The sequence below is a fragment of the Lysobacter brunescens genome (genome assembly GCF_042677005.1).
GTDB classification, from domain to species: domain Bacteria; phylum Pseudomonadota; class Gammaproteobacteria; order Xanthomonadales; family Xanthomonadaceae; genus Lysobacter_I; species Lysobacter_I brunescens.
This window is the reverse complement of the sequence record NZ_JBHTIF010000001.1, coordinates 1,785,844-1,800,195: the sequence shown is the minus strand read 5'-3', so window position 1 is coordinate 1,800,195 and position 14,352 is coordinate 1,785,844. Positions and strand designations below refer to the sequence as shown.

Annotated in this window: 14 protein-coding genes and 1 tRNA gene; 3 read left to right on the top strand and 12 right to left on the bottom strand. The window is 69.2% G+C overall.

Annotated features, from left to right (window positions below; genetic code table 11):
* Positions 1-65 precede the first annotated feature (65 nt).
* The 7 genes from pth to ACFQ0E_RS07765 all read right to left on the bottom strand — a co-directional run bounded on the left by pth (position 66) and on the right by ACFQ0E_RS07765 (position 5,906).
* Entirely contained in the window at positions 66-644 is a 579-nt protein-coding gene (gene pth, locus ACFQ0E_RS07795) for an aminoacyl-tRNA hydrolase (protein ID WP_386823114.1), read from the bottom strand.
* A gap of 57 nt (positions 645-701) precedes the next feature.
* The gene (locus ACFQ0E_RS07790; RefSeq protein ID WP_386823113.1) at positions 702-1,352 is read right to left on the bottom strand and encodes a 50S ribosomal protein L25/general stress protein Ctc; all 651 of its coding nucleotides are present in this window, start codon (positions 1,350-1,352) and stop codon (positions 702-704) included.
* Positions 1,353-1,436: 84 nt separating this feature from the next.
* Positions 1,437-2,396, bottom strand: coding sequence for a ribose-phosphate diphosphokinase (locus ACFQ0E_RS07785; protein WP_386823112.1), 960 nt, complete (start codon positions 2,394-2,396; stop codon positions 1,437-1,439).
* Positions 2,397-2,466: 70 nt separating this feature from the next.
* Positions 2,467-2,542: transfer RNA gene (locus ACFQ0E_RS07780), tRNA-Gln, on the bottom strand.
* 57 nt (positions 2,543-2,599) lie between these two features.
* The gene (ispE, locus tag ACFQ0E_RS07775; protein ID WP_386823111.1) at positions 2,600-3,499 is read right to left on the bottom strand and encodes a 4-(cytidine 5'-diphospho)-2-C-methyl-D-erythritol kinase; all 900 of its coding nucleotides are present in this window, start codon (positions 3,497-3,499) and stop codon (positions 2,600-2,602) included.
* A complete protein-coding gene (gene lolB / locus ACFQ0E_RS07770; RefSeq protein WP_386823110.1) occupies positions 3,496-4,140 on the bottom strand; it encodes a lipoprotein insertase outer membrane protein LolB in 645 nt (214 codons plus the stop codon). Before lolB ends, ispE begins: the two co-directional genes overlap by 4 nt.
* Positions 4,137-5,906, bottom strand: coding sequence for a hypothetical protein (locus ACFQ0E_RS07765; protein WP_386823109.1), 1,770 nt, complete (start codon positions 5,904-5,906; stop codon positions 4,137-4,139). The genes lolB and ACFQ0E_RS07765 overlap by 4 nt, the downstream gene beginning before the upstream one ends.
* Positions 5,907-5,990: 84 nt before the next feature.
* Here ACFQ0E_RS07765 and hemA point away from each other — a divergent pair, with 84 nt between their 5' ends.
* Positions 5,991-7,346, top strand: a complete 1,356-nt coding sequence (gene hemA / locus ACFQ0E_RS07760) for a glutamyl-tRNA reductase (RefSeq protein WP_386823108.1) — start codon at positions 5,991-5,993, stop codon at positions 7,344-7,346.
* On the top strand, positions 7,318-8,403 hold the full coding sequence (prfA, locus tag ACFQ0E_RS07755; RefSeq protein WP_386823107.1) for a peptide chain release factor 1: 1,086 nt from the start codon (positions 7,318-7,320) through the stop codon (positions 8,401-8,403). The genes hemA and prfA overlap by 29 nt, the downstream gene beginning before the upstream one ends.
* Positions 8,404-8,451: 48 nt before the next feature.
* Here prfA and ACFQ0E_RS07750 read toward each other — a convergent pair whose 3' ends face one another.
* The gene (locus ACFQ0E_RS07750) at positions 8,452-8,652 is read right to left on the bottom strand and encodes a hypothetical protein (RefSeq protein ID WP_386823106.1); all 201 of its coding nucleotides are present in this window, start codon (positions 8,650-8,652) and stop codon (positions 8,452-8,454) included.
* A gap of 250 nt (positions 8,653-8,902) precedes the next feature.
* Between ACFQ0E_RS07750 and ACFQ0E_RS07745 the strand changes: the two genes are divergently transcribed.
* Positions 8,903-10,321, top strand: coding sequence for a S8 family peptidase (locus tag ACFQ0E_RS07745; protein ID WP_386823105.1), 1,419 nt, complete (start codon positions 8,903-8,905; stop codon positions 10,319-10,321).
* Between the two features lie 71 nt (positions 10,322-10,392).
* On the opposite strand, the gene ACFQ0E_RS07740 is transcribed toward ACFQ0E_RS07745, so the two are convergent.
* The 4 genes from ACFQ0E_RS07740 to ACFQ0E_RS07725 are packed head-to-tail and all read right to left on the bottom strand — an operon-like array spanning position 10,393 to position 14,279.
* On the bottom strand, positions 10,393-11,613 hold the full coding sequence (locus ACFQ0E_RS07740; protein WP_386823104.1) for an ABC transporter permease: 1,221 nt from the start codon (positions 11,611-11,613) through the stop codon (positions 10,393-10,395).
* Positions 11,613-12,329, bottom strand: coding sequence for an ABC transporter ATP-binding protein (locus ACFQ0E_RS07735; RefSeq protein ID WP_386823103.1), 717 nt, complete (start codon positions 12,327-12,329; stop codon positions 11,613-11,615). The genes ACFQ0E_RS07740 and ACFQ0E_RS07735 overlap by 1 nt, the downstream gene beginning before the upstream one ends.
* The gene (locus ACFQ0E_RS07730) at positions 12,326-13,564 is read right to left on the bottom strand and encodes an efflux RND transporter periplasmic adaptor subunit (RefSeq protein WP_386823102.1); all 1,239 of its coding nucleotides are present in this window, start codon (positions 13,562-13,564) and stop codon (positions 12,326-12,328) included. The genes ACFQ0E_RS07735 and ACFQ0E_RS07730 overlap by 4 nt, the downstream gene beginning before the upstream one ends.
* Before the next feature lie 34 nt (positions 13,565-13,598).
* Positions 13,599-14,279 carry a YIP1 family protein gene (locus ACFQ0E_RS07725; RefSeq protein ID WP_386823101.1) on the bottom strand — a complete coding sequence of 227 codons (681 nt, stop codon included), beginning with the start codon at positions 14,277-14,279 and terminating at the stop codon, positions 13,599-13,601.
* Positions 14,280-14,352: the final 73 nt, after the last annotated feature.

Genomic DNA, 14,352 nt, shown 5'->3' with positions numbered 1-14,352 from the left:
TATGTGTCCGGTCCGGAATGCAGACGTCGGCGGCCAGGCAGGTGCCGGGCCGCCGACGTCTGGACTCACTTGGGGGTATGCAGCTTCGTCATCGCATCCATGAAGTTACCCTGCACCGCCAGCGGCAGCGCGGACAGCGCATCGTCGATCGCGCGCAGGATCAGGGCTTCGTCGTCCTTGCCCGGGCGACCCAGCACCCACGGGGTGACCTTGTCCTTGTGGCCGGGATGGCCGATCGCGACGCGCAGCCGGTGGAACTTGCCGTGGCCGAGCAGCTTGATGGTGTCGCGCAGGCCGTTCTGGCCACCATGGCCGCCGTCGAACTTGAAGCGGGCGACGCCGGGCGGCAGGTCCAGCTCGTCGTGGGCGACCAGCATCTCCTCCGGCTCGATCTTCCAGTAGCGCAGCGCGGCGGTGATCGACTTGCCGCTGAGGTTCATGAACGTGGTCGGCTTGAGCAGCCAGACCGACTGACCGGCGATCTCGACCTTGGCGGTCTCGCCGAACAGCTTGCTCTCCAGGCCGAAACGCGCCCCGCACTGCTGCGCGAGGGCGTCCACAAACCAGAACCCGGCGTTGTGCCGGGTTCGGGCGTGTTCGGGGCCGGGGTTGCCGAGCCCGACGATGAGGCGCAGGCCTGCCATCGGAAGTCGCGAAGATCGCGGCGGCGGAACGCCCGGGGGCGCGCCGTCGCCGGGCGATTACTTCTGGTCCTTCTTGGTGACCTTGGACGCCGGCACTTCGGCTGCGGCCGGAGCGGCCGCTTCGGCCTCTTCCTTGCCGTGCTTGGCGATCACGACGGCGAGGTCGTGTTCCTTGCCCAGCTTCAGTTCCGGGATCGACACGCCGGCCGGCAGCTTGAGGTCGGACAGGTGGACGATCGCGCCGACGGCGAGGTCGGACAGGTCGATCTCGATGAACTCCGGCAGGTCCTTCGGCAGGCACTCGACCACGACTTCGTTCAGCTCGTGGGTGACGACGACTTCGGCCGACTTGCCGGCGGGCGACTTGTCTTCGTTGACGAAGTGCAGCGGCACGGCGGTGCGGAGAGCCTTGTTCTCATCGACGCGCTGGAAGTCGATGTGCATGAGGATCTGCTTGAACGGATGGCGCTGGAGGTCGCGCAGCAGGACCTTCTGGACCTTGCCGTCGACGTTCAGGTCGAGGATCGACGAGTAGAACCACTCGTGCTGGCTGGCCAGCCAGGTCTTCTCGTGTTCGAGCTGGATGCTCTGCGGGGCGGCTTCGCCACCGTAGATGACGGCGGGGATCAGGCCGGCATGACGCAGGCGGCGGCTCGCACCTTTCCCCTCATCCTTGCGGCTGGTCGCCGAGATGTTGTGTTCGGACATTGTCTTGCTCACTTTTGCTTGGAATGAGCCGCCTCGCGGCGGCGATGCGACTCCCCCGCGACCAGGGGAGCCGGGATTGCGGGGTCAGTCGACGTAGAGCGAGCTGACCGATTCGCCGAAGGCCACCCGCCGGATGGTTTCGGCGAGCAGTTCGGCGACGCTGAGCTGGCGGACGCGGCCGCAGGCGCGGGCGGCGTCCGACAGGGCGATGGTGTCGGTCACCACCAGCTCGTCGAGCTGCGACTTGTTCAGGTTGTCGATCGCCGGGCCGGACAGCACCGGGTGCGTGCAGTAGGCGATCACGCGCTGGGCGCCCTGCGCCTTCAGCGCGGCGGCGGCGGCGCAGAGGGTGCCGGCGGTGTCGACGATGTCGTCGACCAGCACGCAGGTCTTGCCGGACACGTCGCCGATGATGTTCATCACCGTGGCGACGTTGGCGCGCGGACGGCGCTTGTCGATGATCGCCAGTTCGGCGTCGTCGAGGCGCTTGGCGATGGCGCGGGCGCGGACCACGCCACCCACGTCAGGCGAGACCACGATGAGGTTGTCGGTGCCGTAGCTGCGCCAGATGTCGGCGAGCAGCAGCGGCGAGGAATAGACGTTGTCGACCGGGATGTCGAAGAAACCCTGGATCTGGTCGGCGTGCAGGTCGACCGTGAGGACGCTGTCGACGCCGGCGGCGGCGAACATCTTGGCGACGACCTTGGCGGTGATCGGCACGCGCGAGGAGCGCGGGCGACGATCCTGGCGGGCGTAGCCGAAGTACGGCACCACCGCGGTGACGCTGGCGACCGAGGCGCGCTTGAGCGCATCGGTGATGACCAGCAGCTCCATCAGGTTCTCGGCGCTCGGTGCATTCGTGGACTGGACCACGAACACTTCCTGGCGACGCACGTTCTCCTCGATCTCGACCTGCACTTCACCATCGGAGAAGTGGCTGACGAGGGCCTTGCCGGGACGCACGCCGAGCTGGCGGCAGATGGCATCGGCCAACGGGCGGTTGGCGTTGCCCGAGAAAATCAACAACTGGCGATCGTCCTGCATGGCGGTGTCCGCTCGCTCTGACCGTGGCGGGAATGGCACCGGGACCCGACATGCGGATCCCGGTGGAAATTGGCAGGGGCGGAAGGATTCGAACCTACGAATGCCGGGATCAAAACCCGGTGCCTTAACCACTTGGCGACGCCCCTGGAGACGGAAGCCGGGACCGGACCGAAGGTCGTGCCCTGCCGGGACGACGCGCGTTCCTATTCCCGATGTCCTGCCTTCGTTTCGAGCGCATCCAGCAGCGGCGAGCGCCGGGCTCCCGCGACGACCCGGGCATCGAAGCCCCGCGGCAGTCGCTGCAGCGCGGCCTCGGCGGGCCCGCGCTCGGCGAACTCGACGAAACAGACGCTGCCGGAACCGGTCAGCCGCGGCGTGCCGACGGCGCGGAGCACGTCGAAGACGGCATCCACGGCGGGCTCGCGGCGGCGGAGGACGGGCTCGAACGCATTGCCGAGCGCCTGCCCCTGCAGGAACGGATCCGAAACGAAGTCCGATATTGTCGCGGGCGCGGCATTCCTCGTCAAATCAGGCGCCTGGAACAGGGCGACCGTGGAGGCATGCACCCCGGGGGCCACGATCAGGTACCAGGCCGGTGGCAGGTCAACCGAGGTCAGACGTTCGCCCAGGCCTTCCGCCCAGGCATTGTGCCCACGAACGAAGACCGGGACATCCGCGCCGAGCTTCAGGCCCAGCGTGGCTAAAGCGTCCTCGCCCAGGCCACAGCCCCAGAGCAGGTCCAGCGCGCGCAGCACGGTCGCGGCATCACTGGAACCACCGCCCATGCCGCCGCCGGTCGGAATGCGCTTTTCGACGGAGATATCGACACCTTGCACGACGTTGGCAGCTGACTGCAGACGTCGGGCCGCTCGAACGACCAGATCGTCGTCCTCGTCGATGCCGGGGATGGTGATGCCGACGCGCCGGACCTGAGCGTCGTCGCGCAGCCGCAGGTAAACGGTATCGCCCCAGTCGAGGAGGCGGAACACCGTCTGCAGCTCGTGGTAGCCGTTCTGGCGACGCCCGGTGATCCGCAGGAACAGGTTGAGCTTGGCCGGTGCCGGCCAGGCGCTCCAACCATCGGCGGCGTCGAAGTCGTTCATGGGCTTGCGAAGATCCAGTCGTCGATGACCAGCCGCACCCGGGCGTCGCCGGATTCGGCATCGATGCGCACCGGCAGGTCCGGCGCGCCGGGCGGGCCGGGCCGCCATTCCAGGTAGCGCACGGTCCAGCCGGCCTGCTCGAAGCGCACCGGACGGCCCTCGGCGTCGTAATCGATGGCCGGCGCGGGGACGCCGGACGCGACCGCGCCACGCACCCAGGCGCCGAGCAGGTGCAGCGGCACGCGCCAGCCAGTGGCGGATTCGAGCAGGGCCTCGGCATCGCGGCCCTCGCGGGCGCCGCCGGACAGGCCGTCGATCCGCGCCGCGCCGGTGGCGAGGTCGCCGCTGAGGCGCCAGCTCTGCCGGGTGATCGGTGCGCTCAGTGCGACCTCGTAGGCGCCGCCGGTGCGCTGGTCCCATTCGATCCGGCCGCTGCCGCCCTTCCCGGCCCGGCTGATCCCGGCCTTGCCGGCAAAGCCCCAGGTCTCCGTCCGCGCGATCCAGGCGTCGCGCTCGCGCAGGCGGGCATCGAGCGCGTCGCCGGCCAGCGCGGGCACGGGTGCGCGCACGGGCGCGGCGGCGCCGCAGCCGGCCAGCAGGACGACCAACGCTGCGGCGGCGAACCAGGTCCGCGCCGTCATGCGCCCGCCTTGTCGGGGAGCGGCGGCAGCACGGCGCCGGTCTTGTCGAGGGCGCGCTTGAGCGATCGGCTCTCGGGGTCGATCCGGCGGGCTTCGACGAAATAGTTCACCGCCTCGTCCTTGCGGCCGAGGACCCACAGCACCTCGGCGACATGCGCGGCGATCTCGGCGTCCTTCTGCTTGGTGAAGGCGCGCAGCAGCTCGACCAGCGCCTCCTCGGTGCGGCCCAGGCGATACAGCACCCAGCCGTAGCTGTCGATGATCGCGGCGTTGTCGGGCTCGGCCGCATAGGCGCGAGCGATCAGCTCCAGCGCTTCCTGGTAGCGGTCGGTGCGGTCGGCGAGCGTGTAGCCCAGCGCGTTCAGGGCATTCACGTCGTCGGCATCGAGGGCGAGGATGCGGCGCAGGTCGGCCTCGGCGCGCGGGATGTCGTCGCGGCGCTCCCACATCAGGGCGCGGGCGTAGAGCAGCTGGGACTCGTCGGGAAACGCGGCGAGGCCGCGATCGAGGGTGGCCAGTTCGTCGTCGGGGCGGTTGTCGTTCTTGTACAGGTCGGCCTGGAGCAGATAGGCGTCGCGCCGGGTCTCGTCGCTGGCTGTGGCGTCGGCCTGGATGGCGCGGATGTGCGCATGGGCCTCGTCGACGCGGCCGAGCTTGTGCAGCACCGGCGCCGTGCGCAGGCGCGCCTGCCAGCGCTGCGGGCCGCCGGGCACGCTGGCATACCAGTCCAGCGCGTCGTCCTGGCGCTCGATGAATTCCGCGACCTGCCCCAGCAGCAGGCGTCGCGCGGGGTTCGGCGAAGCGGATTCGCGCTTGAGCTCCTCGTAGACCGCTGCGACGCCGGCCTTGTCGTCGGCCTGGGCGAGGTAGGACGCGCGCAGGATGTAGGTGTTGTCGTTCTGCGGCCCGCGCGCCAGCACCGCGGCGGCGGCGGCGTAGTCGCCCATGGCGCCGTATTCGCGGGCCAGGCCGTAGGCGACATCCGGCAGCAGGATGGCCGCAGCGCTCATGCGGTCGAGGATCTTGCGCGCCTGCGCCTCCTTGCCGGAGCGCCGCAGCTGGTTGGCGTGCAGCAGCGACACGCCCGGTTCGTTCGGGTAGTACTGCAGGACGCGGCCGATGATCTTCGCGGCGATGTCCTGGCGCTGCACCTGCTGGGCGAACTCGCCGAAGGCCAGCCAGGCCGGCAGTTCCTGCGGGATATCGTCGACGAGGGCGGCGAGCAGGCGACCGATCAGGGCGGGATCGCCGGACCCGGCGTCCATGGCCAGCAGCGCGTAACGCCAGCCGTCCTTCTCGGACTTCAGGCCTTCGCCGCGACCGAGCAGCAGGTTGCGCAGTTCGCGGCGCGCGGCGGTTTCGTCCTTGCGCTGCAGGGCCAGGGTGGCCTCGGCGTTGCGCATGCCGAGGCTGCGGCCCGCGCGCTGGCGCCATAGCGCCAGGGCCTGGTCGGCGAAGGCCTGGTTGCGCGCGAGCAGGGCGATGCGGGTGGCGCGCTCGGCCAGCACGGCATCGCCCTCGGCGGCGCGCGCGGCGTCGAGATACCAGCGCGCCGCGTCGTCGAGCTTGCCTGCCTGGAGCGCGTATTCGCCGGCGAGCGCGGCGGGCAGCGGCCCGGGACCCACCGATTCCGGCGCCGCCCCCGCCTTCGTCGTTCGCCCCTCGCCGGCGGCGCTGGCGTCGATCGACAGGAGCGACAGCGCGGCCCCCAGCGCGACGGCCGCGAAACGGCGAATTGTGAAAACGGCTTCGGGCATCGGCGGCATGGGCCGTAAACTATGCGGATCGCCAGCTTAACCGAACTCTCCAGAGCCGCCTCCGCCACTCGTCACGGCCGCATGCCAGCCCGGATGTCCCATCTCATCGCCCTCGGACTCAACCACCAGACCGCGCCGGTGTCACTGCGCGAACGGGTGGCGTTTTCCGAACAGACGCTGCCGGCGATCTTGGCCGCGCTGCGCGGACTGCCGGGCGTGGAGGAAGTGGCGCTGCTGTCGACCTGCAACCGCACCGAGATCTACGCCCTCACCGGCGGCGACGGCGACGCGCTCGTGGACTGGCTGGCCGCGCATCCGCAGGACGGCGCGGGCAGCGCGCGCACGCCGCTGGCCCTGCACGATTACCTCTACCGCCACGCCGACGGCGACGCGGTGCGCCACCTGTTCCGCGTGGCCACCGGACTGGATTCGCTGGTGCTGGGCGAACCGCAGATCCTCGGCCAGGTGAAGCAGGCCTGGGCCGCCGCGCGCGAGGCCGGCACGCTGGGCAACCGGCTCGACCGCCTCTTTCAGCACGCCTTCGTCACCGCCAAACGCGCGCGCACCGACACCCGCATCGGCGCCAACCCGGTGTCGGTGGCCTCGGCGGCGGTGCGCATGGCGGAGGAAACCTTCGCACGGCCGTCGGATAGCAGCATCCTGCTGATCGGCGCCGGCGAGACGATCGAGCTGACCGCGCTGCACCTGGTACAGGCGAAGGCGAAACGCCTGCTGTTCGCCAACCGCACCCTCGCCCATGCGCAGGAACTGGCCAGTCGCCACGGCGGCGTCGCCTTGCCGCTGACCGAGCTGGAGCGCCACCTGGCGGAAGCCGACATCGTGTTCTCCGCGACCGCCGCGCGCGATCCGATCCTGTACAAGCCGCAGGTCGCCGCCGCGCTGAAACAGCGCCGGCATCGCCCAATGCTGCTGCTCGACCTCGCCGTGCCGCGCGACATCGCGCCCGACGTGGCCGAGCTGGCCGATGTGTTCCTGTACACCGTGGACGATCTGGAGCGGGTGATCGAGGACAACCGGCGCAGCCGCCGCGAGGCCGCCGACGCCGCAGAAGCCATCGTCGACCTGCAGGTCGCACGCTTCGTGGAGACGCTGAACGCCAGCGCCCACCACGGCCCGCTCAAGCAGCTGCGCGCGCATGGCGAAGCCGCGCGCGACGAAACCCTGGCGAAAGCGCAGCAGATGCTCGCCGCCGGGCAGGATCCCGCTGCAGTGCTGCAGCAGCTGGCGCATACGCTGACCAACCGCCTGCTGCATGCGCCGACCACCGCGCTGCGCGAAGCCGCGATCAATGGCGACATCGACCTGATGCGCGCGGCGGAGCGGATGTTCCCGCACGGCACGCCCCCGCACACGAGGCTCTCCGAAGCGCTCGACCGACAACTCCATCCCGACCGCGACGATGACACCGACCCTGCGCCGCAAGCTTGAAGCGCTGGCCGAACGCCGCGAGGAAATCGAACGCCTGCTCGCCGATCCGTCGACGGTCGAGGACGCCGCGCGCTATCGCGGCCTGATGCGCGAGTTCTCGCAGCTCGAACCGATCGCCACCGGCCTCGCCGCCGAGCGCCAGGCGCGCGAGGATCTCGCTGCTGCCGAAGCGATGCGTGGCGATCCAGAGCTGGCGGAGCTGGCCGACGAGGAAATCGCCGCCGCGCAGGCGCGCCTGGTTGAACTCGATGCCGAGCTGATGGCGCAGCTGGTGCCGAAGGATGCGCGGGACGACGGCGGCCTGTACCTCGAAGTCCGCGCCGGCACCGGCGGCGACGAGGCCGCGATCTTCGCCGGCGACCTGTTCCGCATGTACAGCCGCTACGCTGAACGCCAGGGCTGGCGGATCGAAGTGGAATCGGCGAATCCCGGCGAACACGGCGGCTTCCGCGAAGTCATCGCCCGCGTCGACGGACATGGCGCGTACTCGAAGCTGAAGTTCGAGTCGGGCACGCACCGCGTGCAGCGCGTGCCCGAGACCGAATCGCAGGGCCGCATCCACACCTCCGCGGCGACCGTGGCGATCATCGCCGAGGACACCGGCGACATCGACGTCGAGATCAACCCGGCCGACCTGAAGGTCGACACCTTCCGCTCAAGCGGCGCCGGCGGCCAGCACGTCAACAAGACCGAATCGGCGATCCGCATCACCCACGTGCCCAGCGGCGTGGTCGTGGAATCGCAGACCGAGCGCAGCCAGCACGCCAATCGCGACAAGGCGATGAAGCGGCTGAAAGCGATGCTGGTCGAATCCGAGACCGCCAAGCGCGAGGCCGCGCAGGCGCAGGACCGCAAACTGCAGGTCGGCAGCGGCGACCGCAGCCAGCGCATCCGCACCTACAACTTCCCGCAGGGCCGCATCACCGACCACCGCGTCGAGGGCCTGACCCTCTACGACCTGCCGAACGTGCTCGAAGGCGATCTCGACGCGCTCATCGACCGCCTGGCGCGCGAGCACCAGGCCGACGAACTGGCGCGACTGACCCAGGGCGGCTGAAGCGCGCGCATCTTCCCAGCGGCGCGCCATGCCACTGCGACGCCGATCTCATTGCTTCCGGCGCGCGCAGGTGCCACGCATGCGGCCGATGAATGATTTTTTTGGATCGTAGTCGCACGTCCGATTGAAGCCATCGAAAAACGAGGCGGCATCGCAGGCTGCAGTCGGTCGCAGTTTCGCGTCGACCGGCAGCACATGATCGTGCTCGTCTATGGAAAAACGCGCGCAGCGAAGATGCGGGCGATCCATGACGCATTGCGTGACGCGAGGCGCTGCGCTCACCCTCGATTGACACTGTCGCGAACGCCACAGGATGCTGGTTGCGGGGCGTGGATCGCCCTCTCGCATGAGGCTCCTGGCCTTCGAAGGAACGAGACCAGCCGGCACCGCATCGGCACGACCGTTTCCCCCGAGGTGTTTCCGCAACGCTTGCTGCGGGCACGCCCGTGCGATGCACGACAGGCTGCATCAATTCAAACATCCCAAGGAGGAAGTCCAGATGTCCCGTCGCAATTCCCATACCCGTCTGCTTGGCCTCAGCGTCGCCGTGTGCGCCGCCCTGTTCGCTGGCACCTCGTTCGCCGGCGAGCGATTCAACGTGTCCGGCCTGGCATCGGGCGAGCCGGTCGATGGCGTGATCGTGCGCTATCGCGACGGCAGCGCCGTGAAGGGCAACCGCTCGCTGATGATGAACCGTCTCGGCGTCATGGCGAACCGCACGTTCGGCCGCGCCAAGGCGCTGCGCGTGCGCCACGAGCGCACGCTCGGCATCGGCGCCGAGCTGATCGGCCTCAGCCGCAAGCTGGACCGCGCAGAAGCCGAAACGCTGATCCGCCAGATCGCGACGGACCCGGATGTGGCCTTCGTGGAGGCGAACATCCGCCTGCAGCCCACGCTGACCCCGAACGATCCGAGCTTCGGCTCGCAGTACGGCTTCCTGAGCGGCGCCGGCGGCACCAACGCCAACCTGGCCTGGGACACCGGCTTCCGCGGCGCCGGCAAGATCGTCGCGGTGATCGACACCGGTCATCGTCCGCACGCCGACCTCGCGGCGAACATCATCAACGGCTACGACTTCATCACCAACACGAGCACCGCCAACGACGGCAACGGTCGCGACAGCGACGCGTCCGATCCGGGCGACTGGGTGACCGCCGGCTTCTGCGGCGTGGGCCAGCCGGCGCGCAATTCCAGCTGGCACGGCACCCATGTCTCCGGCACGGTCGCGGCCGTGACCAACAACGGCGTCGGCGTCGCCGGCATGGCGCACCAGGGCAAGGTCCTGTCGGTGCGCGCGCTTGGCCGCTGCGGCGGCACCCTGGCCGACATCGCCGACGCGATCACCTGGTCCTCGGGCGGCAGCGTGGCGGGCGTTCCGCTGGTCGGCGCGAACAAGGCCAGCGTGATCAACATGAGCCTGGGCGGTGGCGGCGGCTGTCCGTCGTCCTCGGCGATGCAGGTCGCGATCAACGGCGCGCTGAGCCGCGGCACCACCGTGGTGGTCGCCGCCGGCAACAGCAACGCCAATGTCTCGAACTTCACGCCGGCCGGCTGCACCGGCGCGGGCCTGATCGTGGTCGGCGCCACGGACTCGACCGCACGCAAGGCCAGCTTCTCGAACTACGGTGCGGGCGTGGACGTCTCCGCGCCGGGCGTGAGCATCCTCTCGACGCTCAACGCCAGCACCACCTCGCCGGGCGCGGACAGCTACGCCAACTACAGCGGCACCTCGATGTCGGCCCCGCACGTGGCCGGCCTGGTGGCGATGATGCACTCCAAGCCGAGCACCGACTGCGCACCGGCGACCTGCGAGTCGATCATCAAGGCGAACGTCAAGCCGTTCGGCGCAACGCCGTCGCCGGGGCCGCTGGGCACCGGCATCATCAACGCGCAAACCACGATCAACGCCACGCCGTAACCCGGCGATGCAGTCGCAATGATCGGACGACGCCCGGGGCCGTGCAGCCCCGGGCGTTCGTCTTTCGGAGATCATTCGTAGCGCAGCGCCTCGATCGGATCCAGACCCGCCGCCTTCGACGCCGGCATGATCCCGAACAGCACGCCGACCATGGCCGAGAAGCCGGCGGCGGCGATCACCACCCACAGCGGCACGTGCGCCGGCGGGAAGCCGGGCACCAGGGCCGAGATCAGCAGCGCGAGCCCGTAGCCCAGGGCGATGCCGATGATGCCGCCGAGCAGCGCGAGCAGGCCGGCCTCGGCGAGGAACTGCACGAGGATGTCGCGGCGCGTGGCACCGAGCGCCTTGAGGATGCCGATCTCGCGGGTCCGCTCGGTCACCGACACCAGCATGATGTTCATGATGCCGATGCCGCCGACCAGCAGCGAGATGCCGACCACGCCGGCGACCACCATGGTCGCGGTGCCGGTGATCTTCTCGAACTGTTTGAGCACCGAGTCCGCAGCCTCGACCTTGAAGTCGTCGTCCTTCTCGGCGACCAGCTTGCGCGAGGCGCGCACCGCGCGCTTCACGCGCTCGCGCACGGCCTCGACCTCGCCGAGGTTGGCGACGGTGAACGAGGCCATGATCATCGGCTCGTTGCTGTTGCCCATCATCGCTCGGCCGACATCGAAGGGAATGATGGCGTAGTTGTCGCGGCTGAAGCCGAACACCTCGCCCTCCTTCTCCATCACGCCGACGACCTTGAACCATTCCTTGCCGATCATGAAGTACTCGCCGACCGGGTTCTTCGGCATCTTCAGCTCGTCGCGCAGGTCGGTGCCGATGACCGCGACGCGGCGATGACCCTTGTCGTCGCTGTCGACGATGAAGCGCCCGAATTCGGGGTAGCGGTTGTTGACCAGCGCGTAGTCCGCGGTCGTCGCCTGCACCTGCGGGCTGCTGGTCCGGCCCTTGTAGCTGGCGCCGGTGGCCTGCACCACCATGAGCGGTGCGACGTCCTTCACCCCCGCAACGCGGTAGCGCAGCACGTCGATGTCGTCGAAGGTAATGGTGTTGATCTTGCCGGTGCGGAAGTTCTCGTTGTCGTTGACCGCACGCAGGGTCAGCGTGCTGCCCCCGAGGTCGGACAGCTGGCCCTTGATCGAATCGGAGAAGCCCTGCACCAGCGACACCACCGCGATCACCGAGCCGGTGCCGATCAGGATGCCCAGCGTGGTCAGGAAGCTGCGCATGCGGTGCGCCGCGAGGCTGGTCAGCGCGGCGCGGAAGGCTTCGAGATAGGCCTGCATCAGTGCGTTCCTCCGTCTGCGGCGCTGGCGGCACGCACCGGGACCTGGCGGCGGTCCTCGACGATGCGGCCGTCGCTGACGCGCAGCACGCGATGGCAGTGCGCGGCGATGTCGGGTTCGTGGGTCACCAGGATCACGGTCTGCCCCTGCGCGTGCAGCGCGTCGAACAGGGCCATGATCTCGGCGGACGTGCGGGTATCGAGGTTGCCGGTGGGTTCGTCGGCGAGCAGGATCGAGGGCGCGCCGACCAGCGCGCGCGCGATCGCGACGCGCTGGCGCTGGCCGCCGGACAGCTGGTTCGGGCGATGGCCCATGCGGTCGCCCAGGCCGACCTTGCCCAGGGCCTCGGCGGCGCGCGCGCGGCGCTCGTCCTGCGGCATGCCGCGATAGACCAGCGGCTGCATCACGTTCTGCAGCACGGTCATGCGCGGCAGCAGGTGGAAGCTCTGGAAGACGAAACCGATCTCGCGGTTGCGCACCTGCGCCAGCTCGGTGTCGTTCATGCCGGACACGTCGCGACCATTGAGCGTGTACGTGCCCTCGGTCGGCGTGTCGAGGCAGCCGAGCAGGTTCATCAGCGTCGACTTGCCCGAACCCGACGGCCCGGTCAGCGCCACGTACTCGTTGCGCGCGATGTCGAGGTCGACGCCGGCCAGGGCCTGCACGACCTCCTCGCCCATCGTGTAGCGCTTGACGATGTCGCGCAGGACGATCATCCGGCGTCCTTCGCGTCGTCGTCGTCGGCGCCGTCGCCGTCGCCCTTTCGGTCGCCCTCGTCCTTCGACTTCGCCGGGTCGCGACGCTTCACCAGGGCGCCCTCGCTGAGGCCGCGCAGCGCCTTCGCCGGGCCGACGATCACGGTGTCGCCCTGCGCGATACCCTTCGTCACCACTTCCCAGCGGTCGTCGGAGGCGCCGGTCTGCACCGTCACGCGCGTCGCCTTGCCGTCCTTCGCCAGCCAGATGTGGCGCACGGGCTTGCCGTCGTCGCCGGTCTCGGTCGAGATCGCTTCCACCGGCACCGCGAGACGGCGCTGGCCGTCGCCGAGGAAGATGTCGGCACGCACGCTCATGCCAGAACGCAGCGCCAGGCCCTTCGGCGGCACGATGCGCACGGTGACCTTGTAGGCACGGCCCTGGCCTTCGATGGTCGGCGCCAGCGCGATCTGCTCGACGCTGCCCTTGAGGGCGCTGTCCGGATAGGCGGCCGCGTACACCTCCACGCGCTGGCCCGCGCCGACCTTGGCGATGTCGGCTTCGTCGACCTTCAGCTCGGCGATGATCTCCGAGGTGTCGGCGATCTTCATCAGCTGCGCACCGGCGAAGGCCGACGTCGACGGCACTGCGGTTTCGCCGACCTTGATCGGCAGGGAGACGATGCGCCCGGAAATCGGCGAGCGGATCTCGGTGCGCGCGCGCTGTTCGCGGGCGTCGTTGACCACGGATTCGGCGCGGCGCAGCGATTCCTCGCTGGTGCGCAGGTCGGCTTCGGCGACTTCGAGCTGGTTGCGATCCTCGTCGAAGCGGTTGCGGTCGATCAGTTTCTGCTGCACCAGCACCTGGCTGCGCTCGAACTGCTTGCGGCGCAGCGCCACCTGCGCGCGCTGGCGCTCGATCGCGATGCGGGTCTGGCGCAGGCCGGCCTCCTCGCGCTCGATCGCGTTGTTGTACAGCTCGGGATCGAGCAGCAGCAGGGTCTGCCCGGCCTCGACGGTGTCGCCTTCCTTGACGAGGATGGTCTCGACCTTGCCGGTGACTTCCGAGGTGAGATTGACCTCGTTGCGGAAGGCCAGCGTGCCCGAGGCGAGGATCGAGGGCTGCACCAGCTGCGGTGCGGCGGTCGCGAGGTCGACGTCGGTCGCGGACGCGCCGCGATTCTTCTTGATGACGAACGGCACGACCAGCACGAGCACGATGCCGGCGGCAATGAGCCACTTGCGATTGGGTTTCATCGAAACGATCCGGAATCCAGGGAAAGGGCGTCGATCACTTCAACAGCGCGACGACGGCCAGCGCGCCGAAGTAGACCAGGTAGGGCAGCGCGGCCACGAACACCGCCTGCACCCAGCCGGTGCGGAACCATGTGCGCCAGCCCAGCGCAGCCAGGCCGATCGCCCAGAACATGAGCAGGCTGAAGCCCTTCGCGAACGTGCTCCACGCATGGTCCATCGGCAGTTCGACGAACAGCGGATCGATGTTGAACATCTGCAGCGATTCCAGCGGCGTCTGCGGCGTCATGGTGATCACGCCTACCAGCCCGACGATGCTGCCGAGCAGCATCGGCATGCCCGACCAGGCCGTGAGGCTGAGGCCATGGCGGAACGACAGCGCATGCCCGGCGATCTTGCCGGCGATCCAGTAGTACAGGGCGACGACAAGCGTGACCAGCACCGTGACCACCAGCAGGCCGGCCATGCCGAAATAACCCATGACCTGCGCGCTCGGCATGACCTTGCGCATCTGCTCGACTTCCTTCGCGGTGGCCTCCGGATTGGCGCTGGCCATGCGATCCACCAGCCAGGCGCCATCGACCTGGGCGAAATAGAGCCCGACCATGACCACGCCGATCACGATCGTCAGCAGCAGGGGGACGAGGAAGGTCGGTTTGTCCTTCAGCGCGGCGAAGACCTTGCCGGGCTGCAGGTAGATATCGATCAGATGGGACATGGGAAGCTCCTGGGACAGGGGGCGGATGCGCACGGCAGAACCGGTATTCGAGACCATGACGCGGCCGGGCGGC